The organism is Aeromonas sp. 6P (assembly GCF_051919525.1).
Taxonomy (GTDB): Bacteria; Pseudomonadota; Gammaproteobacteria; order Enterobacterales; family Aeromonadaceae; genus Aeromonas; species Aeromonas veronii.
On the sequence record NZ_JBQBEO010000002.1, the window covers coordinates 1,022,637 to 1,045,834 of the forward strand.

Annotated in this window: 20 protein-coding genes; 18 read left to right on the plus strand and 2 right to left on the minus strand. The window is 57.6% G+C overall.

What is annotated here, in order from left to right; translation table 11 throughout:
• Positions 1 to 103: 103 nt before the first annotated feature.
• The 17 genes from rpsB (at position 104) to accA (ending at position 19,407) form a co-directional block, all read left to right on the plus strand.
• The gene (gene rpsB, locus ACTG2J_RS05040; protein ID WP_005303470.1) at positions 104 to 832 is read left to right on the plus strand and encodes a 30S ribosomal protein S2; all 729 of its coding nucleotides are present in this window, start codon (positions 104 to 106) and stop codon (positions 830 to 832) included.
• 104 nt (positions 833 to 936) lie between these two features.
• A complete protein-coding gene (tsf, locus tag ACTG2J_RS05045; protein WP_005338578.1) occupies positions 937 to 1,818 on the plus strand; it encodes a translation elongation factor Ts in 882 nt (293 codons plus the stop codon).
• A 71-nt stretch (positions 1,819 to 1,889) separates the two neighbouring features.
• On the plus strand, positions 1,890 to 2,624 hold the full coding sequence (gene pyrH, locus ACTG2J_RS05050) for a UMP kinase (protein WP_005338577.1): 735 nt from the start codon (positions 1,890 to 1,892) through the stop codon (positions 2,622 to 2,624).
• 101 nt (positions 2,625 to 2,725) lie between these two features.
• Positions 2,726 to 3,283, plus strand: coding sequence for a ribosome recycling factor (frr, locus tag ACTG2J_RS05055; protein ID WP_005338576.1), 558 nt, complete (start codon positions 2,726 to 2,728; stop codon positions 3,281 to 3,283).
• 72 nt (positions 3,284 to 3,355) lie between these two features.
• Positions 3,356 to 4,132, plus strand: a complete 777-nt coding sequence (uppS, locus tag ACTG2J_RS05060; RefSeq protein ID WP_005338574.1) for a polyprenyl diphosphate synthase — start codon at positions 3,356 to 3,358, stop codon at positions 4,130 to 4,132.
• 27 nt (positions 4,133 to 4,159) lie between these two features.
• Entirely contained in the window at positions 4,160 to 5,017 is an 858-nt protein-coding gene (locus ACTG2J_RS05065; RefSeq protein WP_026034918.1) for a phosphatidate cytidylyltransferase, read from the plus strand.
• Positions 5,017 to 6,213 carry a 1-deoxy-D-xylulose-5-phosphate reductoisomerase gene (gene ispC, locus ACTG2J_RS05070; protein ID WP_439997256.1) on the plus strand — a complete coding sequence of 399 codons (1,197 nt, stop codon included), beginning with the start codon at positions 5,017 to 5,019 and terminating at the stop codon, positions 6,211 to 6,213. The genes ACTG2J_RS05065 and ispC overlap by 1 nt, the downstream gene beginning before the upstream one ends.
• The gene (gene rseP, locus ACTG2J_RS05075) at positions 6,213 to 7,565 is read left to right on the plus strand and encodes a sigma E protease regulator RseP (protein ID WP_439988932.1); all 1,353 of its coding nucleotides are present in this window, start codon (positions 6,213 to 6,215) and stop codon (positions 7,563 to 7,565) included. Before ispC ends, rseP begins: the two co-directional genes overlap by 1 nt.
• 34 nt (positions 7,566 to 7,599) lie before the next feature.
• The gene (gene bamA / locus ACTG2J_RS05080) at positions 7,600 to 10,113 is read left to right on the plus strand and encodes an outer membrane protein assembly factor BamA (protein ID WP_439988931.1); all 2,514 of its coding nucleotides are present in this window, start codon (positions 7,600 to 7,602) and stop codon (positions 10,111 to 10,113) included.
• 149 nt (positions 10,114 to 10,262) lie between these two features.
• Positions 10,263 to 10,775, plus strand: coding sequence for an OmpH family outer membrane protein (locus ACTG2J_RS05085; RefSeq protein ID WP_005338563.1), 513 nt, complete (start codon positions 10,263 to 10,265; stop codon positions 10,773 to 10,775).
• Between the two features lie 3 nt (positions 10,776 to 10,778).
• Positions 10,779 to 11,798: a UDP-3-O-(3-hydroxymyristoyl)glucosamine N-acyltransferase gene (gene lpxD, locus ACTG2J_RS05090; protein ID WP_005338561.1), complete on the plus strand. Its 1,020-nt coding sequence runs from the start codon at positions 10,779 to 10,781 to the stop codon at positions 11,796 to 11,798.
• Positions 11,799 to 11,822: 24 nt separating this feature from the next.
• Positions 11,823 to 12,284 (plus strand): 3-hydroxyacyl-ACP dehydratase FabZ, encoded by a 462-nt coding sequence (gene fabZ, locus ACTG2J_RS05095; protein WP_005338559.1) that lies wholly within the window; start codon positions 11,823 to 11,825, stop codon positions 12,282 to 12,284.
• 5 nt (positions 12,285 to 12,289) lie between these two features.
• Entirely contained in the window at positions 12,290 to 13,081 is a 792-nt protein-coding gene (gene lpxA / locus ACTG2J_RS05100) for an acyl-ACP--UDP-N-acetylglucosamine O-acyltransferase (RefSeq protein WP_005338557.1), read from the plus strand.
• Positions 13,074 to 14,213: a lipid-A-disaccharide synthase gene (lpxB, locus tag ACTG2J_RS05105; RefSeq protein WP_040098041.1), complete on the plus strand. Its 1,140-nt coding sequence runs from the start codon at positions 13,074 to 13,076 to the stop codon at positions 14,211 to 14,213. Before lpxA ends, lpxB begins: the two co-directional genes overlap by 8 nt.
• A gap of 119 nt (positions 14,214 to 14,332) precedes the next feature.
• The gene (gene rnhB, locus ACTG2J_RS05110; RefSeq protein ID WP_042055124.1) at positions 14,333 to 14,923 is read left to right on the plus strand and encodes a ribonuclease HII; all 591 of its coding nucleotides are present in this window, start codon (positions 14,333 to 14,335) and stop codon (positions 14,921 to 14,923) included.
• 38 nt (positions 14,924 to 14,961) lie between these two features.
• Positions 14,962 to 18,441, plus strand: a complete 3,480-nt coding sequence (dnaE, locus tag ACTG2J_RS05115) for a DNA polymerase III subunit alpha (protein ID WP_439988930.1) — start codon at positions 14,962 to 14,964, stop codon at positions 18,439 to 18,441.
• A 15-nt stretch (positions 18,442 to 18,456) separates the two neighbouring features.
• A complete protein-coding gene (gene accA / locus ACTG2J_RS05120; protein WP_005338549.1) occupies positions 18,457 to 19,407 on the plus strand; it encodes an acetyl-CoA carboxylase carboxyl transferase subunit alpha in 951 nt (316 codons plus the stop codon).
• A gap of 317 nt (positions 19,408 to 19,724) precedes the next feature.
• Here accA and ACTG2J_RS05125 read toward each other — a convergent pair whose 3' ends face one another.
• Together ACTG2J_RS05125 and tal are read right to left on the minus strand one after the other, a co-directional pair.
• Positions 19,725 to 19,907 carry a DUF3545 family protein gene (locus ACTG2J_RS05125; RefSeq protein ID WP_005338547.1) on the minus strand — a complete coding sequence of 61 codons (183 nt, stop codon included), beginning with the start codon at positions 19,905 to 19,907 and terminating at the stop codon, positions 19,725 to 19,727.
• A gap of 160 nt (positions 19,908 to 20,067) precedes the next feature.
• Positions 20,068 to 21,018 carry a transaldolase gene (tal, locus tag ACTG2J_RS05130; RefSeq protein WP_005349780.1) on the minus strand — a complete coding sequence of 317 codons (951 nt, stop codon included), beginning with the start codon at positions 21,016 to 21,018 and terminating at the stop codon, positions 20,068 to 20,070.
• Positions 21,019 to 21,719: 701 nt separating this feature from the next.
• Between tal and ACTG2J_RS05135 the strand changes: the two genes are divergently transcribed.
• Positions 21,720 to 23,150: an alanine/glycine:cation symporter family protein gene (locus ACTG2J_RS05135; RefSeq protein WP_013724018.1), complete on the plus strand. Its 1,431-nt coding sequence runs from the start codon at positions 21,720 to 21,722 to the stop codon at positions 23,148 to 23,150.
• The last annotated feature ends 48 nt before the right edge of the window (positions 23,151 to 23,198 follow it).

A 23,198-nucleotide genomic window follows, 5' to 3' on the forward strand; every position in this document is an offset into this window, starting at 1 on the left:
CCTTACTTAAACAACACACACACATCGACACATATGCCGGGGTGCCTTAACGGGTCGGTTATATGGGATGTGTGGAGGCCTAACCCCAATACAGAGGTATAAAATGGCTAAAGTTTCTATGCGCGACATGCTGCAAGCCGGCGTTCACTTCGGTCACCAGACTCGTTACTGGAACCCGAAAATGAAATCCTACATCTTCGGTGCCCGCAGCAAAGTTCACATCATCAACCTGGAAAAAACCGTTCCGATGTTTGACGATGCCATGAACTTCATCAGCTCCGTAGCTGCCAAGAAAGGCAAGGTACTGTTCGTTGGTACCAAGCGTGCCGCGTCTGAAGCCGTAAAAGAAGCCGCTGAGCGTTGCGACCAGTTCTATGTAAACCACCGCTGGCTGGGCGGTATGCTGACCAACTGGAAAACCGTTCGTCAGTCTATCAAGCGCCTGAAAGATCTGGAAACCCAGAGCCAAGACGGTACCTTCGACAAGCTGACCAAGAAAGAGGCGCTGATGCGTACTCGCGAAATGGAAAAGCTGGAGAAGAGCCTGGGTGGTATCAAGAACATGGGCGGCCTGCCTGACGTTCTGTTCGTTGTCGATGCCGACCACGAGCATATCGCTATCAAAGAAGCCAATAACCTGGGTATCCCGGTAGTTTCCATCGTTGATACCAACTCCAACCCGGACGGCGTTGACTATGTCATCCCGGGTAACGACGACGCTATCCGTGCCGTACAGCTGTACCTGAATGCTGCTGCTGACACCGTACTGGAAGCTCGCGCTCAGGACATCGTTGTTCAAGCCGAACAAGATGGCTTCGTTGAAGCTGAGTAATTGATAAGGACTGTAAAGCCCTTATTAACCAAGCTGATGTAATTGGTTAGCAGGGGCCCTTGTGGCCCCTGTTTCTTGTCAATTCAAGACCGAGGATACTGGACATGGCTAACGTTACTGCCGCCCTGGTAAAAGAACTGCGCGAGCGCACTGCCGCTGGCATGATGGATTGCAAAAAAGCACTGGAAGAAGCTGCTGGTGATATCGAGCTGGCAATTGAGAACATGCGCAAATCCGGTCAGGCCAAAGCCGCCAAGAAAGCTGGCCGTATCGCCGCTGAAGGCGTTATCTTTGCTCGCACCGAAGGCAACGTTGCCGTCATGATCGAGCTGAACAGCGAAACCGACTTCGTCGCCAAAGATGCCAGCTTCATGGCAATGGGCCAGAAGATCGCTGACATCGCTGCGACCCAGAAAATTGCTGACGTTGACGCGCTGAAAGCCGCTGACTTCGGTAACGGCGAATCCGTCGAGCTGACCATCACCAACCTGATCGCCAAGATCGGTGAGAACATGAACCTGCGTCGCGTGATGCTGGTTGAAGGTGACAACCTGGGCACCTACGTTCACGGTTCCCGCATTGGTGTTATCACCAAGCTGACCGGTGGTTCTGCCGAGCTGGCCAAAGATCTGGCCATGCACGTTGCTGCCAACAGCCCGCAATTCGTCAAGCCTGAAGACGTGTCTGCTGAAGTCGTTGCCAAAGAGCGCGAAATCCAGATCGACATCGCCATCAACTCCGGCAAGCCGAAAGAGATCGCCGAGAAGATGGTTGAAGGCCGCATGAAGAAGTTCACCGGTGAGGTTTCCCTGACTGGTCAACCGTTCGTGAAAGATCCTTCCATGACCGTTGCCGAACTGCTGAAGAAAGAAGGCGCTGACGTTGTCTCCTTCACCCGTTTCGAAGTGGGCGAAGGCATCGAGAAGCAAGAGACCGATTTCGCTGCTGAAGTTGCAGCCCAAATCGCGGCCGCTCAAAAGGCCTAATCGAACCGGTTTTTCCGTTTCCCCAGACCGCGACTTATGTCGCGGTCTTTATATGACCAGGAATCAGTGACATGAGTACCAATCCCAAACCTGCATACAGACGTGTTCTTCTGAAGTTGAGTGGTGAAGCCCTGCAAGGATCCGAGGGTTTCGGCATTGATCCGGCGGTGCTGGAGCGGATGGCCCAAGAGATCAAAGAACTGGTTGAGTTGGGTGTTCAGGTCGGTCTGGTCATCGGTGGCGGCAACCTGTTCCGTGGTGCCGGTCTTGCCAAAGCGGGCATGAACCGCGTGGTGGGCGACCACATGGGTATGCTGGCAACCGTGATGAACGGTCTGGCCATGCGTGATGCCCTGCATCGTGCTTATGTGAATGCCCGTCTGATGTCTGCCATCTCCCTGCAGGGGGTCTGTGACTCCTACAGCTGGGCCGAGGCAATCAGCCAGCTGCGTGCTGGCAAAGTCGTTATCTTCTCTGCCGGTACCGGCAACCCCTTCTTCACTACCGATTCTGCGGCTTGTCTGCGCGGGATCGAGATCGAAGCTGACGTGGTGCTCAAAGCCACCAAGGTTGATGGTGTATACAACGAAGATCCGGTCAAGAATCCGGATGCCGTGCTGTATCATGAACTGAGTTATGATGAAGTTCTTGAAAAAGAGCTCAAGGTGATGGATCTTGCTGCCTTTACCCTGGCACGTGACCATGATCTGCCGATCCGCGTGTTCAACATGAACAAACCGGGTGCCCTGCGCCGGGTTGTCATGGGTGAACCGGAAGGCACTCTGATCCACCACGTTGGTAAATAAGATAAAAGTGAGCCACCTGGCGCTCTTATCCTATCCATCACGTCAGTAAATAAGATAGACACGGGCCGTGTAGCGGCTCGTTCGCCAAAAGGAAAACCACTGTGATCAACGAGATTAAAAACGACGCCAAGGACCGTATGGGCAAGAGCGTAGAAGCGCTCAAGACTCAAATGTCCAAGATCCGTACCGGCCGCGCTCACCCGAGCCTGCTCGACGGCATCCAGGTTGAGTATTACGGTGCTGCCACTCCGCTGAAACAGTTGGCCAACGTCGTGGCAGAAGATGCTCGCACCCTCTCCATCTCCATCTTTGACCGCTCCATGATCCAGGCGGTAGAGAAGGCGATCCTGACCTCCGATCTGGGCCTGAACCCGTCCAGCAATGGCCAGACCCTGCGCGTGCCGCTGCCGCCGCTGACCGAAGAGCGCCGTCGCGACCTGACCAAGATCGTCCGTGCCGAAGCGGAAAATGCCCGTGTTGCCGTGCGCAACATCCGTCGTGACGCCAACGCTGATCTGAAAGCGCTGCTGAAGGACAAAGAGATCTCCGAAGACGACGACCGTCGCGCCCAGGAAGAGATCCAGAAACTGACCGACTCCTACATCAAGCTGGTCGATGAGGCCCTTGCCGTAAAGGAGAAGGAGCTAATGGAAATCTAACCGTCTGAAAGGTATATTACGAGCGCCGTGTAGTGCCCCTGCACGGCGCTTTTGTCTTTGTGGGAGAATTACATGTCGCTTTTGGCTGCGTTGGGTGATTGTGCCAACTCGTCTTTACCCCGTCACGTCGCCATCATCATGGATGGTAACGGTCGCTGGGCCCAGAACCGAGGCAAGATGCGGGTTTATGGCCACAAGGCGGGCGTCAAGTCAGTGCGCGAGGCCGTTACCTTTGCTGCGCGTGCCAAGATCGAGGCATTGACCCTGTTTGCATTCTCCAGCGAGAACTGGCGCCGCCCGGAAGGGGAGGTCAGTGCCTTGATGGAACTGTTCATCACAGTGCTGGGTCGTGAGGTGCAGAAACTGCACAACAACGGGATCCGGCTCAAGGTGATTGGCGATACTGCTCGCTTTAGTGAGCGGTTGCAGGCCAAAATCGCCAAGGCGGAAGCCTTGACCGCCAATAACAAGGGGTTGACCCTGAACATTGCGGCCAACTATGGCGGCCAGTGGGATATCGCCCAAGCTGCCCGCAAGCTGGCTAAAGCAGTGGCGGCCGGTGAACTGGCCGCTGACGACATTGATGAATCCATGTTGACCCGCGAGGTTTGCATGGCCGATCTGCCACCCGTGGACCTGTTGATCCGTACCGGTGGTGATCATCGCATCAGCAACTTTGTGTTATGGCAGCTCGCTTATGCCGAGCTCTATTTTACCCCGGTATTGTGGCCCGACTTCAACGAGGCCGAGTTCAGTGAGGCGGTCGCCTCTTTCGTTGCCCGCGAGCGTCGCTTCGGTTGCACGGGTGAACAGATACGGGAATTGATCGCCGAGCAGCAGACCGGCTAAACCCCGCTCCCAAGAGAGAGGTTTCTTTTGCTAAAACAACGAATTATTACTGCTTTGATGTTGATCCCCCTGGTGTTGGGGGCGCTCTTCTTTCTGCCATTGAAATTTTTTGCCCTGTTGGCTGCGCTGGTGTTTTTGTTGGCCAGTCGCGAATGGAGCGGGTTTGTCTCTGCTGCTCCGCAGCAATGGTTGCCCATCGTATTTTGTCTGTTGCTCGGTGCCAGCCTCTTTTGGCTGCCAGTGGAGCAACTCTGGACGCCCCACCTGCACCCTCTCGTGATGGGTGTGCTCTGGACAGCGGTAAGCTGGTGGTTGCTGGGTCTGCTGCTGGTGCTGCGCTATCCCCAAAGCGCCAAGCTGTGGAAAGAGTCTATCTGGCTCAAGTCGCTGTTTGGTCTGGTGACCCTGGTTCCTTTCTTCTGGTCGCTGGTCGCCATCCGTGGTTACAACTTTTACCATGACCCCATGATGGGCGCCTGGATCCTGTTGTTCGTGATGGGACTGGTCTGGGCGGCAGATTCTGGCGCGTATTTTTTCGGCAAGGCGTTCGGTAAGCACAAGCTTGCCCCCGCCGTCAGTCCGGGCAAGACCATCGAAGGAATGTGCGGTGGCCTCTTTACCGCCAGCCTGCTGGCCATCGGTGTCACCTGGTCGATGGGATTTGTTCCTGCCAAGATGATCACCGTGCTGTTTTGCTCTCTGCTGGCGGTGCTTGCTTCCGTGCTCGGTGATCTGACCGAGAGCATGTTCAAGCGCGAGGCGGGCATCAAGGACTCCGGCACCCTGTTGCCTGGACATGGCGGCATTCTCGACCGGATCGACAGCCTGACCGCCGCCCTGCCGGTGTTTCTGCTCAGTTATCTGCTACTCAGTCAGGAGTTTTGATGCACAAGTCACTGGTTATTCTGGGGGCCTCCGGCTCCATTGGTCAGAGTACCTTGAAAGTGCTGCGCCATAACCCGGGCAGTTGGCAAGTGTTGGCGTTGACCGCCGCCCGCAACGTGGATGCCATGTTGCGGGACTGCCTCGAATTCTCCCCCCGTTTTGCCGTGATGGTCGATGAGGATGCCGCCCGTGAACTGGCTGCCCGTCTGAAAGCGCACGGCAGTGCGACCCGGGTCATGTCTGGTGCAGCAGCCCTTTGCGAGGTTGCCGCTCACCCCGACACCCATAGCGTGATGGCCGCCATCGTCGGTGCTGCCGGACTGGCCCCGACCATGGCCGCGGTACGTGCCGGCAAGCGAATTTTGCTGGCCAACAAGGAGGCGCTGGTGATGTCCGGTGCTTTCTTCATGGAAGCCGTGCACGAACATGGCGCCGAGCTGCTGCCCATCGACAGCGAACACAATGCCATCTTCCAGTGTCTGCCGACCGCCGTGCAGCGCCAGCCCGGTTTTTGCGATCTGGCGGCGGCGGGGATCAGCAAGATTTTGCTGACCGGTTCTGGCGGCCCGTTCCGTTACACCGAGATCAGCGAGCTGGCGAAGGTGACGCCGGCGCAGGCCATCGCTCATCCCAACTGGTCGATGGGGGCCAAGATTTCGGTCGACTCCGCCACCATGATCAACAAGGGGCTGGAGTACATTGAGGCGCGCTGGCTGTTCAATGCGGCGCCCGAGCAGATCCAGGTGGTGATCCACCCGCAGTCGGTGATCCACTCCATGGTGCAGTACAAGGATGGCTCCGTGCTGGCCCAGCTTGGCAATCCGGATATGTGTACCCCCATCGCCCATGCGCTGGCTTATCCCAATCGCATCCCCTCCAGTGTGGAACCTTTGGATTTCTTCAGTGTCGGAGAGTTCAGCTTTATCCGGCCTGATTATGATCGCTATCCCTGTCTGGCACTGGCCATCAATGCCTGCCAGAAGGGACAAGCGGCGACCACTGCGCTTAATGCAGCCAACGAGGAGGCGGTTGCCGCCTTCCTGGCCGGGCGCATCGGCTTTATGGATATTGCCCGGATCAACGAGGCAGTGATGCTGGTGCTGGAGAGCAGCGCCGTCGGCTCGCTCGATGATCTGTTTGCCCTGGACGGTGCGGCAAGAGCCCGTGCTCACACTTTGATTGAGGAGCTTGGCTGATGGGCGGTGTGTTGTGGAATATCGGTGCCTTTATTGTTGCGCTGGGCCTGCTGGTCGCGGTGCACGAGTTTGGTCACTTCTGGGTGGCCCGTCGTTGTGGCGTCAAGGTTGAGCGCTTCTCCATCGGTTTTGGCAAGGCGATCTGGCGCCGGATGGGTAAAGATGGCACCGAATATGTGCTGGCGCTGATCCCCCTCGGTGGCTACGTCAAGATGCTCGATGGCCGGGTCGATGAACTCAAGCCCGGTGACGAGCAGTATGCCTTCAACCACAAGAGTGTCTGGGCGCGGATGGCGATTGTTGCCGCGGGCCCCATGGCCAACTTCGTGTTTGCCCTGTTTGCCCTCTGGCTGATGTTTATCATCGGGGTTCCGAGCGTCAAGCCGGTGATCGGTGAAGTGCGTCCGTCATCCATAGTTGCCGAGGCGGGTGTGCTGCCGGGGATGGAGATTGTCGGGGTCGGCGATGAGCAGACCGGTGACTGGGAGAGCGTCACCTACGCTCTTATCAGTCATCTGGGTGATGATGCAGTCACCCTGAAAGTGCAGGCACCCAATACCAGCTATGCCACCGATAAAACCTTGTCGCTGACCGGCTGGACCTTCGATCCGGATAAAGAGTCGCCCATCGGCAGCTTGGGGATCGTCCCCCTGAGTGGCAAAGTGCTGCCAGTCGTGGCTGCAGTGGTGGCCAAGAGTGCCAGTGAAAAGGCGGGGCTGCAGGTCGGTGACCGTATCAAACAGGTCGGCGATCAGCCTATTACCGCGTGGGCCGAGTTTGTCGAGCTGGTGCAGCAGGCTCCGGGCGAACCCCTGCAAGTGGTGGTTGAGCGCAACAACAGTGATCTCAACGTGACCCTGACCCCGGATAGCCGCAAGGTGCAGGGCAAGCTGGTAGGATTCGTCGGTCTCTCGCCGCAACTGGTTCCATTACCGGATGAATATCGAATTCTGTTACAGTATGGGCCTTTGCAGGCGCTGTGGTATGGCGCGGACAAGACCTGGAGCCTGATAACGCTCACCTTTGACATGATTGGCAAGTTGATCGGTGGCATCGTGTCGCTGGACAACCTGAGCGGCCCCATCTCCATTGCCAAGGGCGCCGGCAGCAGTGCCGACTATGGTCTGGTCTATTTCTTGAGTTTTCTGGCGCTGATCAGCGTCAACCTGGGAATTATCAATCTGTTCCCCCTGCCGGTGCTTGATGGTGGCCATCTGGTCTATTTCCTGATCGAAGCGGTCACCGGCAAGCCGGTATCAGAGAAAATACAGGAAGTGGGTTTCAGGATCGGCGCCGCCATTCTGATGTTATTGATGGGCATTGCGCTGTTTAACGATTTCGCTCGCCTCTGAGGCCAGAGCATCAACAAGGACACATAAGAACAAAATGGCTGTTAAAAAAGCATTGGTGTTGAGTTGCCTGCTGGGTGCCAGTTTCCTGGCCCAGGCGGCCCCTGCCTCTTTTGTGGTGCAAGATATCCAGGTCGAAGGTCTGCAACGGGTGACCCTGGGTGCCGCACTGTTGAACCTGCCGATCCGGGTCGGTGATACCGTCGATTCCGTGGCTCTGGCCAGCGCCATCAAAAAGCTCTATGCCTCGGGTAACTTCGAGGATGTGAAGGTTTACCGTGACGGCCAGGTGCTGCAAGTGATGGTCAAGGAGCGTCCAACCATCTCCAGCATCGAGTTTGCCGGTAACAAGGATATCAAAGAGGAGCAACTGACCCAGAGTCTGGAGTCCTCCGGTATCCGTGTGGGCGATCCGCTGGATCGCACCGTGCTCACCTCCCTCGAGAAGGGGCTGGAAGATTTCTACTATGGCGTGGGTAAATACTCCGCCAAGGTCAAGGCCATCGTCACCCCGTTGCCGCGCAACCGGGTCGACCTCAAGTTCACCTTCGTGGAAGGGGAAGCGGCCAAGATCCAGCAGATCAACATCGTCGGCAACAGCATCTTCCCTGAAGAGAAGCTGATTGCCCAGCTCTCCCTGCGCGACGAAGTACCCTGGTGGAACTTCACCGCCGACCAGCGCTATCAGAAGCAGAAGCTGGCGGGGGATATCGAGACCCTGCGCTCCTACTACATGGACCGCGGCTATATCCGCTTCCAGCAGGAGTCTACCCAGGTCTCCATGACCCCCGACAAGAAGGGCGTCTATGTCACCCTCAACATCAAGGAAGGGGATCAGTACAAGGTCTCCGGTGTCCAGCTCAAGGGGGACCTGATCGACCGCGGTGGCGAGATGAAGGGATTGATCCCGATTGCTGCCGGCAGCACCTACTCCGCCAGTCAGGTGACTCATACCGAAGAGGTGCTCTCCAAGTTCCTCGGCCGTTACGGCTACGCCTATCCGAAAGTGGTCACCTTCCCGCAGATCAATGACAAGACCAAGGAAGTGGAGCTGATCGTCAACGTTGAGCCGGGCCCCCGTGTCTATGTGCGTAACATCAACTTCAGCGGTAACGCCACCACCGAAGATCAGGTACTGCGTCGCGAGATGCGCCAGATGGAGGGCACCTGGCTCTCCTCCGACAACATCGAGCAGTCCAAGAGCCGTCTCAACCGCCTTGGCTACTTCGAGAGTGTCGAAGTGGACACCAAGCGGGTGCCGGGCAACGATGATCTGGTTGACCTCGACTTCAAGGTCAAGGAGCAGCCAGCAGGCTCTATCAACGCCGGTATCGGTTACGGCACCGAATCGGGTCTGAGCCTGCAGGCGGGGATCTCCCAGGACAACTTTATGGGTACCGGTAAAAAGGTCTCCATCAACGCCAGCACCAACGACTACTCCAAGAATGTTGACCTGAGCTACAACGACCCCTACTTCACCGTAGATGGTGTCAGCCTGGGTGGTCGGGTCTACTACAACCAGTTCCGCGCCGATGATGCCGATATCGTCGATTACGAGAACGAAACCATCGGTTTCCGTCTCTCCAGCGGCTTCCCGGTCAACGAGTTCAACCGTCTCGACTTCAGTACCGGTATTGAAAGCTCCAAGCTCAGCCGACCGACATTTAATGAGGCAAAATTCAAGGAGTGTATCGGTTCTGATGGCGTTGACGAGAACAACAATTGTTATAACCAATGGAATGACAACCGTCAGTCAGTGCAGATGGATCAGTTCTGGGATCTTTATGCCAAGGGTGAGGATAGTGTTGAGTTCGTGACAGTCGACCTCACCGCTGGTTGGACCCGTTCAACCCTGAACAAGGGGATGTTTCCGACCGCCGGTGAGCGTCAACGAGTGAACGCCAAGGTGACTGTGCCGGGTATGGAGCTGCAGTACTACAAGCTCTCCGCCGAAGATGCCCATTACTTCCCGCTCGATGTGGATCATAGCTGGGTGATGATCGGCAAGGGACGAGTCTCCTACGGAAATGGCTATGGAAATAGCAGCATGCTGCCGTTCTTCGAAAATTACTATGCCGGTGGTTTCGATACGGTACGTGGCTTCAAGAGCAATACCATAGGTCCCAAGGCTATTTACAAGCAGTACAAGAATAATGGCTCCGGTGCTCCGACTGAGACTGGATATTACGAAGGTTCCGATACCTCGGTGGGTGGCAATGCGCTGGCTGTGGCTTCCTTCGAGCTGGTATTCCCGACCCCGTTTGTCTCAGAGACCTACCGTCCGCAGATCCGTACCACTGCATTTGTCGATGCAGGTACTGTCTGGAGCACTGATTTTGCCAACGGGGCATATCCCTGTACCGCCAGTTCTAATTGCAACTACTTGAGCCAGGACTACTCCAGCCCGAGCAATATCCGGGTCTCTGCCGGTGTCTCCCTGCAGTGGCTCTCGCCGATGGGCCCGCTGGTGTTCGCCCTGGCCAAGCCGATCAAGCAATACGAAGGGGATCGCACCGAGTTCTTCTCCTTCAACATCGGTCGTACTTTCTAAGCAGAGTTTCACCCCCACCCATGCGGTGGGGGTCTTCAATGATGGGACGCGCGGTATGCGTGCCTCACCAGGTAACAAGACGGTCCTAACGCCGCTTGCATAATCGGGTAAATCAGGTAGCCCTCGCCATGAGGGAACAAGGAGTAAGTGTGAATAAAGCGTTGAAAGTAGCTGGTTTGAGCTTTGCACTGATGGCTGCCGGCATGGGTTCTGCCTTCGCTGAGACCAAGATCGCCGTGGTCGACATGGGCGAAGTCTTCCAAAAGCTGCCCCAGCGTGAAGCCGTTGCAGCCAAGCTGAAAGGTGAATTCGAGCCGCGCATGCGTGAGCTGCAGAAGCTGGAACAGGAAGGCCAGAAGCTGGTCGAGAAGTTCCGCAAGGATGAAGCCTTCATGAGCGCCGAGCAGAAGAAGCAGAACCAGGAGAAGCTGGCCAAGCTGCAGATGGAGTTCAACCAGAAGCGTCAAGCCTTTGAGCAGGACAACGGCCGCCGTCAGTCCGAAGAGCGCAACAAGATCCTGACCAAGGTGCAGGCTGCCATCGATTCCATCGCCAAGAGCAATGGTTACGATCTGGTGCTGGAGCGCAATGCCGCCCCGTATGCCGCCAGCAAGCTGGACATCTCCGGCCAGGTTATTTCTCAGGTAAGCAAGAGCAACTAATTGATGGCATTCACTCTCGCACAGCTGGCCCAGCAACTGGGGGCCCAGGTCCATGGCGACGGAACCCTGGAAATCCGCAAGGTAGCGACACTGGAAAAGGCCGGGGAGGGGGATATCACCTTCCTGTCCAACAAGAAGTACCGACATTATCTGGAGCAGAGCAAGGCGACCGCCGTGCTCATTACAGAAGCGGATCTGCCATTTTGTCCCACCAATGCCCTGGTGCTCAAAGACCCCTATGTGGGCTTTGCCCGGGTAGCCCAACTGCTGGACACTACCCCGCAGCCGGCCACGGATATTCATCCGAGTGCCGTTATCGCGGCTGATGTGCAACTGGGCGAGAGAGTGGCCATCGGCGCCAATGCAGTGATCGAATCCGGCGTCGTGCTGGGTGACGATGTACGCATTGGCCCAGGCTGTTTTGTTGGCAAAAATACCCGGCTGGGAGCCCGCTCCCGGCTGTGGGCCAACGTCACCCTCTATCACAATGTGACCATGGGTACCGACTGTCTGGTTCAATCCGGCACAGTGATCGGGGCCGATGGTTTCGGTTACGCCAACGAGCGTGGCGAGTGGATCAAGATCCCCCAGCTCGGCGGTGTGACCATTGGCAACCGGGTCGAGATCGGTGCCTGTACCACCATTGACCGCGGTGCGCTGGAAGATACCCGCATCGCAGACAACGTCATCATCGACAACCAGTGCCAGATCGCCCACAACGTGGAGATCGGTTACGGCACCGCCGTGGCGGGCTCCACCGTGATGGCTGGTAGTCTCAAGGTCGGCAAATACTGTATCATTGGCGGCGCTTCCGTCTTTAACGGGCATATGGAGATCTGCGACCAGGCCACCGTTACCGGTATGGCCATGGTGATGCGACCCATTACCGAGCCCGGTGTCTACTCTTCCGGCATCCCTCTGCAAACCAATAAAGAGTGGCGCAAGACCGCCGCCCGGGTGATGCGTATCGAAGAGATGCACAAGCGGTTAAGCAAGCTTGAGAAGAAGCTGGATCAAGAATAATCACGATTGGTATAGGGTACTGTTTTGACTACTGAAAAGAAGAGCCTGGGTATCCAGGAAATCATGGATCTGCTGCCCCACCGTTATCCGTTTCTGATGGTGGATCGTGTAGACGACTACGAGATCAGCGATGAGCGCAAAACTCTGCGCGCCATCAAGAACGTCTCGTTCAACGAGCCGATCTTCCAGGGGCACTTTCCGGCCAAGCCGGTGTTCCCGGGTGTACTGATCCTGGAAGCGATGGCACAGGCCACCGGTATCCTGGCCTTTACCATGGTGGGCAAGCCGTCTCCCAACGAACTCTACTATTTTGCCTCAATCGACAACGCTCGTTTCAAGCGCCCAGTCGGCCCCGGTGATCAACTGGTGCTCGACGTGGAGTTCCTGAAAGAGCGTCGCGGTATTGCCAAGTTCACCGGTGTCGCCACCGTCGACGGTGAAGTGGTCTGTACCGCCGAGCTGATGTGCGCCAAACGCGAGGTTTAACACACGTGATCGACCAGACTGCCATCATTCACGATACTGCCATCGTCCATGAGTCTGCCGTGATCGGTAAAGGGGTTGAAATCGGCCCCTTTTCTGTCATCGGCGCCGAGGTGGAAATCGGTGACAACACCTGGGTAGGTTCCCATGTGGTGATCAAGGGGCCGACCAAGATTGGTCGCGGCAACAAGATCTTCCAGCACACCTCCATCGGTGAGGATTGCCAGGACAAGAAGTACGCCGGTGAGCGCACCTTCCTCGAAATTGGCGACAACAACGTCATTCGCGAGAACTGCACCTTCCACCGTGGCACCATTCAGGATCAATCCCTGACCAAGGTCGGCAGCGGCAACCTGTTCATGGTCAACGTTCATGTTGCCCACGACTGCATCATCGGTGACAACTGCATCTTCGCCAACAACGCGACCCTGGCGGGCCACGTGGTGATCGGTGACTTCGTGATCTTTGGTGGTCTCTCCGCCATTCACCAGTTCGGCCGCGTCGGTTCCCACGCCTTCGTCGGTGGCTGCGCCGCCCTGAACAAGGACGTGCCGCCCTACGTGATGGCCGCCGGCAACTACGCCAAGCCGTTCGGGGTCAACTCCGAAGGTCTGCGTCGCCGCGGTTTCAGCGCCGAGGCCATCTCTGCCGTCAAGCGTGCCTACAAAGAGATCTTCCGTTCCGGCAAGACCATCGAAGAGGTGCTGCCGGTGCTGATCGAGATGGCGCAAGCCGAACCGGCCGTCCAGCTCTATGTGGACTTCCTCAAAGATAACGAGCGCGGGATCATCCGTGCCTGATCCGGTTCGTATCGGTATCGTCGCCGGAGAAGTCTCCGGCGACATTCTGGCTGCCGGTCTGGTGCGCGAGCTGCAAGCCCGTTACCCGGATGCGCAGTTCGAAGGGATCGCCGGGCCGCGGATGCAGGCCCTCGGCGTCAAGGCCCTGTTCGAGATGGAAGAGCTCTCCGTCATGGGGATTACCGAGGTGCTGGGCCGTCTGCCGCGCATTCTCAAGGTCCGTCGCGAACTGTTGCGCCACTTTATTGCCAATCCACCCGATATCTTCATCGGCGTGGATGCACCGGATTTCAATATCGGAGTGGAGCTGAAACTGCGCCGCGCCGGTATCAAGACGGTTCACTATGTCAGCCCCTCGGTATGGGCCTGGCGCCAGAACCGCATTCACAAGATCAAGGCCGCCACCGACATGGTGCTCGCCTTCCTGCCCTTCGAGAAAGCCTTCTACGACCGCTTCGATGCCCCTTGCCGTTTTGTCGGTCACACCATGGCGGATGATATTCCGTTGGTGCCGGATCAGGCAGCCGTGCGTCGCAATCTCGGTATCGATGCCAATCGCCGCTGGCTGGCAGTGCTGCCGGGCAGCCGCACCGCAGAAGTGGGGTTTATGTCCCCCCTGTTTCTCGAGGCGTGCAAACACCTGACGGTGCGCTATCCGGATCTCGGCTTCATCGTGCCGCTGGTCAACCAGAAACGGCGCGAGCAGTTTATGGCCATCAAGGCCGAGGTAGCGCCGGGTCTCGACATGGTGCTGCTGGAAGGGCAGGGCCGCGAGGCGATGATCGCCGCCGACGTGGTGATGCTGGCCTCCGGCACTGCGGCGCTCGAAGCCATGCTGGTGAAAAAACCGATGGTGGTGGGTTACAAACTCAAGCCCTTCAGCTATTGGCTGGCCCAGCGACTGGTGAAGACCGAATTTGTCTCTCTGCCCAACCTGCTTGCCGGTCGCATGCTGGTGCCGGAACTCATCCAGCACGAGTGCACCCCGGAGAATCTGGTGGAAGAGGTGAGCAAGTACTTCGAGCACGACAACAGTGCGCTGGTCAACACCTTCACCGAGCTGCACCAGCTGATCCGCTGCAATGCCGACTCGCAGGCTGCCGATGCGGTGGCGGATCTGCTCGGCAGATAACGCTATTTCGGACCGTCGATTGCGCCGCGCAGCCCGTTAATCCGTTTTCCGAGCGGTGATGCCGCGCCAGTCGACCCCTGTCAGGCCCCACGGGGCCTGTTTTGATTCAAGGCTACAAGATGATGATCGATATTCCTGACGACAAGCTGGTTGCCGGTGTGGACGAAGTGGGCCGTGGCCCCCTGGTGGGTGACGTGGTCACCGCTGCGGTCATTCTCGATCCCGCCAATCCGATTGCCGGGCTGGCTGACTCCAAGAAGCTCTCTGAGAAGAAGCGGCTGGCGCTGTTTGACGAGATCAAAGAGAAAGCGCTCGCCTGGGCCATCGGTCGCGCCACTCCGGAGGAGATCGACGAGCTCAACATCCTGCATGCCACCATGCTGGCGATGCAGCGCGCCGTGGCGGGACTGAAGGTCACCCCCGAGCTGGTCTTTATCGATGGCAACCGTTGCCCTGCATTGCCGATGGAAGCGCGCGCTGTGGTCAAGGGCGATAGCCTGGTGGCCGCCATCAGCGCCGCCTCGATCCTCGCCAAGGTGACCCGAGATGCGGAGATGACCGAGCTGGACAGCCGTCATCCCGAGTATGGTTTTGCCCGCCACAAGGGCTATCCGACTGCGGAGCATCTCGCCATTCTGGCCGAGCGCGGCCCGTTGCCCGAATATCGCAAGAGCTTCAAACCGGTGCGCCGCGCACTGGGGATCGAGTAGACCATGCCATTTAGTTTGAGCAGCGAGAGGAGATGACGATGGCTGACCCCCGTTTTATCCACCTGCGAGTCCACTCCGACTTCTCCATGGTCGATGGCCTGCAGAAGATCAACCCCATCGTCGGGGCGGCGGCGGCCAACAACATGCCGGCGCTGGCGCTGACCGATCAGATGAACATGTGTGGTCTGGTGCGCTTCTATGGCGCAGCCCACGGCAAGGGGATCAAACCCATCGTCGGTGCCGACTTCTGGGTGCAGAGCGATGAGCTCGGCGACGAGCAGTTCCGTCTCACCCTGCTCGCTATGGATAACGACGGCTACCAGAACATCACCCTGCTTATTTCCCGCGGTTACCAGCGCGGCCACGTGCAGGGGCGTCCGGTTATCGACAAGAGCTGGCTCGCCGAGCATGCCAAGGGGGTGATCGTCCTCTCCGGCGGGCGCGAGGGGGATGTGGGCAAGTTCCTGCTCAAGGGCAACCGGCAGATGACCGAGCAGTGCGTCGCCTTCTATCAGACCCACTTCCCCGATGCCTACTACCTCGAGCTGCTGCGCACCGGTCGACCCGACGAAGAGGTCTACCTGCACATGGCGGTGGCCATCGCCACCGAGTTCGAGCTGCCTGTGGTCGCCACCAACGAGGTGGTGTTCCTCAACGCCGATGACTTCGACGCCCACGAGATCCGGGTCGCCATCCACGATGGCTATACCCTGATGGACAAACGCCGCCCCCGTCGCTACAGCCCCCAGCAGTACCTGCGCAGTCAGGAGGAGATGGCCGAGCTGTTTGCCGACATTCCCGAAGCGCTGGAAAACACGGTGGAGATCGCCAAGCGCTGCAACGTGACGGTGCGTCTTGGCGAGTACTTCCTGCCCAACTTCCCGACTGGCGACATGACTACCGAAGATTTTCTGGTGGCCAAGTCGAAAGAGGGTCTGGAGGAGCGTCTCGAGTTTCTGTTCCCGGATCCGGCGGTGCGGGCCGAGCGCCGTCCCGAGTATGACGAGCGTCTCGATGTCGAGCTGAAAGTGATCAACCAGATGGGCTTCCCGGGTTACTTCCTCATCGTGATGGAGTTTATCCAGTGGTCCAAGGACAACGGCATCCCCGTTGGTCCGGGCCGGGGGTCGGGGGCGGGCTCTCTGGTGGCCTACGCTCTCAAGATCACCGACCTGGATCCGCTGGAATTTGACCTGCTGTTCGAACGTTTCCTGAACCCCGAGCGGGTATCCATGCCCGACTTCGACGTCGACTTCTGCATGGACCGACGCGACGAGGTTATCGAGCACGTCTCCGACATGTATGGCCGGGATGCGGTCTCCCAGATCATCACCTTCGGTAGCATGGCGGCCAAGGCAGTAGTGCGGGACGTGGGCCGGGTGCTGGGCCACGCTTACGGCTTTGTGGATCGTATCTCCAAGCTGATCCCGCCGGATCCGGGCATGACGCTTGCCAAGGCATTCGAGGCCGAGCCCAAGCTGCCCGAGCTCTACGAGCAGGATGAGGAGGTCAAAGACCTCATCGACATGGCTCGCCGGCTGGAAGGGGTGGTGCGCAACGCTGGTAAACACGCCGGTGGCGTGGTGATCGCACCCACCAAGATCACCGACTTTGCGCCGCTCTACTGCGATGATGAGGGCCATCACCCGGTCACCCAGTTTGACAAGAACGATGTGGAATACGCCGGTCTGGTGAAGTTCGACTTCCTGGGTCTGCGCACTCTCACCATCATCGACTGGGCGCTCGGTATGATAAACCCGCGTCTTGTCAAAGAGGGCAAGCCGCCGGTCGATATCGCCGCCATCCCCATCGATGACAAGAAGTCGTTCGACCTGCTCCAGCGCTACGAGACCACGGCGGTATTCCAGCTCGAATCTCGCGGCATGAAGGATCTCATCAAGCGGCTGCGCCCCGACTGCTTCGAAGACATGATCGCACTGGTGGCCCTGTTCCGACCGGGCCCGCTCCAGTCAGGCATGGTGGATAACTTCATCGACCGCAAGCACGGCAATGAAGCGATCTCCTATCCGGACGAGAAGTGGCAGCACGAGAGCCTGAAACCGATTCTGGAACCGACCTACGGCATCATCCTCTATCAGGAGCAGGTGATGCAGATCGCCCAGACCCTGGCGGGCTATACGCTGGGTGGCGCGGACATGCTGCGCCGTGCCATGGGTAAGAAAAAGCCCGAGGAGATGGCCAAGCAGCGGGCTGGTTTCGAGGAGGGCGCCGTCAAGAATGGCGTCGACGGCGAACTGGCGATGAAGATCTTCGATCTGGTGGAGAAGTTTGCGGGCTACGGCTTTAACAAATCCCACTCCGCCGCCTATGCGCTGGTCTCCTACCAGACCCTCTGGCTCAAGACCCACTTCCCGGCCGAGTTCATGGCGGCGGTGATGACCGCCGACATGGACAACACCGACAAAATCGTGACCCTGGTGGACGAGTGCCAGCGCATGGGGCTCACCGTGATACCGCCGGATGTGAACACAGGCCGCTATCGCTTCTCGGTCAACGAGGACGGTCACATCGTCTACGGCATAGGCGCGGTGAAAGGGGTCGGCGAAGGCCCCATAGATGCGATTCTCAGCGCGCGGGATCAGGACGGCCCGTTCCGCGATCTGTTCGACTTCTGCAACAGAGTCGACATCAAGAAGCTCAACAAGCGGGTGATGGAAAAACTCATCCTCTCCGGCGCCATGGACCGACTGGGCCCCCACCGCGCGGCGCTGATGGCGACGCTGGAGGAGGCGATGCGTGCCGCCGAGCAGCACGCCAAGGCGCAGGCGGTGGGGCAGGTCGACATGTTCGGCGTGCTCACCGAAGAGATTGACGACGTCAAGAAGGCGTTTGCCAACGTGCCGCACTGGCCTGACAAGGTGTGGTTGGAAGGGGAGCGCGAGACCCTCGGGCTCTATCTCACCGGCCACCCCATCAACCAGTACAGCAGCGAATTGCGTCGTTATACCTCGGGTCGCCTGTGCGATCTGCATCCCACCTCCCGCGATACCGTGACCACGGCGGCGGGGCTGGTGATTGCGGCTCGCAGCATGGTGACCAAGCGTGGCAACAAGATGGGGATCTTCACCCTGGACGACCGTTCCGGTCGCCTCGATGTGACCCTGTTCAGTGAAGCGCTGGAAAAATATGAAGAATTGATGCAAAAAGACCGCATTTTGGTGGTTTCTGGACAGGTCAGCTTTGATGACTTCTCCGGTGGCCTTAAAATGTCGGCTCGAGAATTACTGGATATCAACGATGCGAGGGAGCGTTTTGCCAGAGCAATCCGCATCTCCCTCGATGAACAGCGGATTGATGATCGCTTTTTCCCGCGTTTGTGCGAGATTTTGGAGCCCGCCCGTGCCGGAGTCTGTCCGGTTCAGGTAAACTATCGTCGCCCCGGCTCCCGGGTGCGATTGACGCTCGGTACCGAGTGGCGGGTGACGCCCACCGATCAACTGATAGATGACTTGCGAGTCCTGCTTGGACGAGAGCGGGTTGAATTGGTTTTTGATTAGAGGTTCTAAGGCCCTATGAGTCTTTTTCTGGATTTTGAACAGCCGATTGCCGAGTTGCAGGCGCAGATTGATGAACTCAAACATGTGAGTGAAGGCAATCACGCCGTGGATCTGAAAGACGAGATCCGCCGGCTGGAGAAGAAAAACGAAGAGCTGACCAAGAAGATCTTCGGTGATCTGGGTGCCTGGCAGGTATCCCAGATGGCGCGTCATCCCCAGCGCCCCTACACCTTTGACTATATCGAGCATATCTTCACCGATTTTGACGAGTTGGCTGGCGATCGCGCCTATGCCGATGACAAGGCTATCGTCGGCGGCATCGCCCGTCTCGACGGTGAGCCGGTGATGGTGATTGGTCACCAGAAGGGTCGCGAGACCAAAGAGAAGATCAAGCGCAACTTCGGTATGCCGCGTCCGGAAGGATACCGCAAGGCCCTGCGTCTGATGGAGATGGCCGAGCGCTTCAAGATGCCGATCATCACCTTTATCGACACTCCGGGCGCTTACCCCGGCGTCGGTGCCGAAGAGCGTGGCCAGTCCGAAGCGATTGCCCGCAACCTGAAAGTGATGGCCGGTCTGACCGTGCCGGTGGTCTGCACCGTGATCGGTGAGGGCGGCTCAGGTGGTGCGCTGGCAATCGGCGTGGGTGACCGCGTCAACATGCTGCAGTACTCCACCTACTCCGTCATCTCGCCGGAAGGGTGTGCCTCCATCCTGTGGAAGAGCGCCGACAAGGCTTCTGTGGCTGCCGAAGCGATGGGTATCACTGCCCAGCGTCTGAAGGAGCTCAAGCTGATCGACCACGTGATCGACGAGCCCCTCGGCGGTGCCCACCGCGATGTGGAGAAGATGGCCAAAAACCTCAAGGCCCGCATCAAGCAGGATCTGGACGCTCTGCGTCCGCTCGATACCGAGCAACTGCTGGAGCAGCGTTACCAGCGTCTGCTGGGCTACGGCTACTGCTAAGCGCAGCCGTCAGCCGTCAGCCCCCGTCAGCGACGGGGGCTTTTTATTGTGATGACAGGCCCCCGTCAGCGACGGGGGCTTTTTATTGCTGATGACTTGTCTTGCGATGTTTGCCCCAACGCGCCCTGAAACGGCGCAGGTCTGCATTCGTGGGTGTGGGGCAGGGTTGGTATGCCACGCTGTTGGTGATGACTGTCATTAGCCCGCTGCATCCTGTGGCATCGTTAGCGGTGGCATGACAAGCCACTTGATCATCCGATTGCGGCATAAAAAAGCGCCCCGGCTGTGCGGAGCGCTTTTACAGTTGTCTGGCAGTATTACAGTTCAATCTCGTCTGTAAGACCTTCATAGGCGATATCGATGGATTGCAGCTCCTTCTGCAGGCGATGTTTGTCTTTCAACGCCTCGATTTCACGCCATTTACGTTTTTTTCCCGTTGTCCCGCGGCTACGCGAACCGAGTTCAACCACCTCGTCATAATCGAAGTTGAACATTTCCATGGCTCCCTCCTTGGTTTTTATCGTTTTCACCACCCGTATAACATAACGAATCTGAAATTAAAACGTTTTCGTGACGACTCTATGACAGCGCTAAAAAAGCCCATGAAAAAAAACCGGGCCCCTTGGTAGGGGCCCGGTTTTTATCAGAAAAAAGAACTGATTACAGACGGCTTGCCAGCATGGTTTCCAGCTTGCCCTGGTCGATGGCGAACATGCGGATGCCTTCGCCCAGCTTCTCGTGAGCCATGGCATCCTGGTTCAGTTCCCAGCGGAATTCGGCTTCGGTCATCGGAGTCGGTTTGGCCTTGCGCTCACCGGTGTAGTCCAGTTTGCGTACCACGGCGCCTTCGGTCTTGCTCAGCTCTTCCAGCAGGGCCGGGCCAATGGTCAGGCGGTCGCAACCGGCCAGTTCCAGGATCTCGCCGGTATTGCGGAAGCTGGCGCCCATCACGACAGTCGGGTAGTCGTGCTGCTTGTAGTAGTTGTAGATGGAGGTGACGGAGACCACGCCCGGATCTTCGCTGGCGGTGTAGTCACGGCCATTTTTGGCCTTGTACCAGTCGAGGATGCGACCCACGAACGGGGAGATCAGGAAGGCACCGGCTTCGGCACAGGCACGGGCCTGGGCGAAGGAGAACAGCAGGGTCAGGTTGCACTGGATGCCCTCTTTCTCCAGAACCTCGGCGGCACGGATCCCTTCCCAGGTGGAGGCCAGCTTGATCAGAATGCGGTCGTTGCTGATACCCGCTTCGTTGTAAAGACGGATCAGCTTGCGGGCCTTGGCGATGCTGGCTTCGGTATCGAAGGAGAGGCGGGCATCCACTTCGGTAGAGATGCGGCCCGGAACGATCTTCAGCACTTCCAGACCGATGTTGACGGCCAGCTTGTCGCCCGCGTCGATGATTTGCTGTGCCTTGTCCTGGCTCTGGGCTTTGGCCCACTTGATGGCGTCTTCGATCAGCGGAGCGTACTCGGGGATCTCGGAGGCCTTCAGAACCAGAGAGGGGTTGGTGGTGGCATCGATGGGCTGATAGCGTTTGATGGCTTCGATATCACCGGTGTCGGCAACAACAGTGGTCAGGGCTTTCAGCTGGGTTAATTTATCGGCCATAGCGAATATCATCTCTTAATGAGGGAGTAATCCCTGGGTTGCGGGCTTGAGACGGTGGTTCTGAAATAAAATTACAGGATCTTGGTGCCTCAGGCTCAGAAAAGCGCGATGGGGGCGGCCCATCGTCATTGCCTGCCTAATTAATACTGATGTGCTGCATCCTGCAATAGGGGCGCTTGGTTGTTAAACATTCAGGCTGTTGAGTTATCCCGTTTTATGGCTTGAAACTATATGATTAGTAAGGTTTTTTACATTTCCTCCCGACCTCGCTCCGGTTTGCTTTCAGCTGAACTTTTTTAGCCAATATCCATATTTGTGTCGTTGATCACATAAATTATCTCGCTACGTACTTGAAATTTAATTACAGCGAAAACGTTTGGCGAAATGTCGCCATTTGAAAGCCATTTCATGCAAGCGTTTGCGTTTTCGGATAGCTCATCAGGGATATATCAAAATGGTTCTCTTATGGGGCTTAATGGTGGCCTGTCTGATTGAATTATTGAGTTTGTTGAAAGTTTGCGATTTAAATGGAGCTTTATGGGCTTTTACCGTTCGTTTTTTGTGTCTCGCGTGACCGGGATCACTATTCCGGGCTCTCCCGCTGTGCTAGATTCCGCCCCTTTAGCGAAACCCTAATTAAACGACAGACAGAAAACGGTCAGCGCAGACTGGCCATGGATGTGAATAACAACGAGAGAATTATGGACACCTTGATTGCGATGCTAAACGACCTGATGTGGGGAGCCGTGCTCATCTACCTGCTCATCGGGGTCGGTATCTTTTTCACCTTCCGCCTGGGTTTTATCCAGATCCGTCACTTTGGCCACATGTTTTCCGTGCTGAAAAACAGCCGTAAATCGGACAACGCGGGCATCTCCTCCTTCCAGGCCCTCTGTACCAGCCTTGCCGCCCGTGTCGGCACCGGCAACCTGGCCGGTGTGGCTGTCGCCATCTATCTGGGTGGCCCCGGCGCCATCTTCTGGATGTGGCTGATTGCCTTTATCGGCATGGCGACCGCATTCGTCGAAAGCACTCTGGCCCAGCTCTACAAGGTCAAGGATGAGGATGGCAACTACCGTGGTGGCCCGGCCTACTACATGGAGAAAGGCCTTGGCATGCGCTGGATGGGGGTGGTCTTCTCGCTCTGCCTGATCCTGGCATTTGGTCTGGTGTTCAACGCGGTGCAGGCCAACTCCATCAGTCTGGCGATGAAGGTGGCGTTTGGCATTCCTGACTGGGTCAGCGGTCTGGCGCTGGTGGCGCTCTCCGGCCTGATTATCTTCGGCGGCATTCGTGGCATTGCCCGTTTTGCCGAGCTGGTGGTGCCCTTTATGGCACTGGCATATATCCTGCTGGCGCTGGTGATCGTGGCGATGAACATCACCGAGTTGCCTCATGTCTTCATGCTGATCATCAAGTCCGCCTTCGGGATTGAGCAGGCAGGCTCAGGTGCGCTCGGTTATGCCATCTCCCAGGCGATGATCAACGGTATCAAGCGCGGTCTCTTCTCCAACGAAGCGGGCATGGGCTCTGCGCCCAACGCTGCGGCGACTGCCACTCCCTATCCGCCGCACCCGGCCTCTCAGGGTTATGTGCAGATGCTGGGGGTCTTTATGGACACCATCGTCATCTGCAGCTGTACCGCCGCCATCATCCTGATGTCCGGTCAGTTTGAGCCGGGATCCGGCGTGACCGGTGTCGAGCTGACCCAGCGTGCGCTCTCCTCGCAGATTGGCAGCGGTGGCAACATCTTTATCGCTGCGGCCATCTTCTTCTTCGCCTTCACCTCTATCGTGGCGAACTACTCCTATGCCGAGACCAATCTGGTGTTCCTCGAGCACAACCACAAGGGTGGCCTGATGCTGTTCCGGGTGTTCGTGCTGGGGATGGTGATGTTCGGTGCCGTGGGTGAGTTGCCGATCGTGTGGGCGATGGCGGATGTCTCCATGGGTCTGATGGCCATCGTCAACCTGGTGGCGATCCTGCTGCTCTCCAGCGTCGCCATCAAGCTGGCCAAGGATTACAACGACCAGCTCCGGCTGGGCAAGGTGCCCACCTTCGATGCCAACAAATACCCCGAGATCCGCTCCCAGCTGGAAGAGGGGATTTGGGACAATCCGACCAAAAAGTAACAAGCGGTGAATCAAACCTCTTGATTAAAACCTGAAGGGGGAGCCGGT

Bases quoted from the DNA above. Each gene is read 5' to 3' on its own strand.
- rpsB (WP_005303470.1), top strand. From the start codon at position 104: ATGGCTAAAGTTTCTATGCGCGACATGCTGCAAGCCGGCGTTCACTTC.
- tsf (WP_005338578.1), top strand. From the start codon at position 937: ATGGCTAACGTTACTGCCGCCCTGGTAAAAGAACTGCGCGAGCGCACT.
- pyrH (WP_005338577.1), top strand. From the start codon at position 1,890: ATGAGTACCAATCCCAAACCTGCATACAGACGTGTTCTTCTGAAGTTG.
- uppS (WP_005338574.1), top strand. From the start codon at position 3,356: ATGTCGCTTTTGGCTGCGTTGGGTGATTGTGCCAACTCGTCTTTACCC.
- ispC (WP_439997256.1), top strand. From the start codon at position 5,017: ATGCACAAGTCACTGGTTATTCTGGGGGCCTCCGGCTCCATTGGTCAG.
- rseP (WP_439988932.1), top strand. From the start codon at position 6,213: ATGGGCGGTGTGTTGTGGAATATCGGTGCCTTTATTGTTGCGCTGGGC.
- bamA (WP_439988931.1), top strand. From the start codon at position 7,600: ATGGCTGTTAAAAAAGCATTGGTGTTGAGTTGCCTGCTGGGTGCCAGT.
- lpxD (WP_005338561.1), top strand. From the start codon at position 10,779: ATGGCATTCACTCTCGCACAGCTGGCCCAGCAACTGGGGGCCCAGGTC.
- rnhB (WP_042055124.1), top strand. From the start codon at position 14,333: ATGATGATCGATATTCCTGACGACAAGCTGGTTGCCGGTGTGGACGAA.
- dnaE (WP_439988930.1), top strand. From the start codon at position 14,962: ATGGCTGACCCCCGTTTTATCCACCTGCGAGTCCACTCCGACTTCTCC.
- accA (WP_005338549.1), top strand. From the start codon at position 18,457: ATGAGTCTTTTTCTGGATTTTGAACAGCCGATTGCCGAGTTGCAGGCG.
- ACTG2J_RS05125 (WP_005338547.1), bottom strand. From the start codon at position 19,907: ATGGAAATGTTCAACTTCGATTATGACGAGGTGGTTGAACTCGGTTCG.
- tal (WP_005349780.1), bottom strand. From the start codon at position 21,018: ATGGCCGATAAATTAACCCAGCTGAAAGCCCTGACCACTGTTGTTGCC.
- ACTG2J_RS05135 (WP_013724018.1), top strand. From the start codon at position 21,720: ATGGACACCTTGATTGCGATGCTAAACGACCTGATGTGGGGAGCCGTG.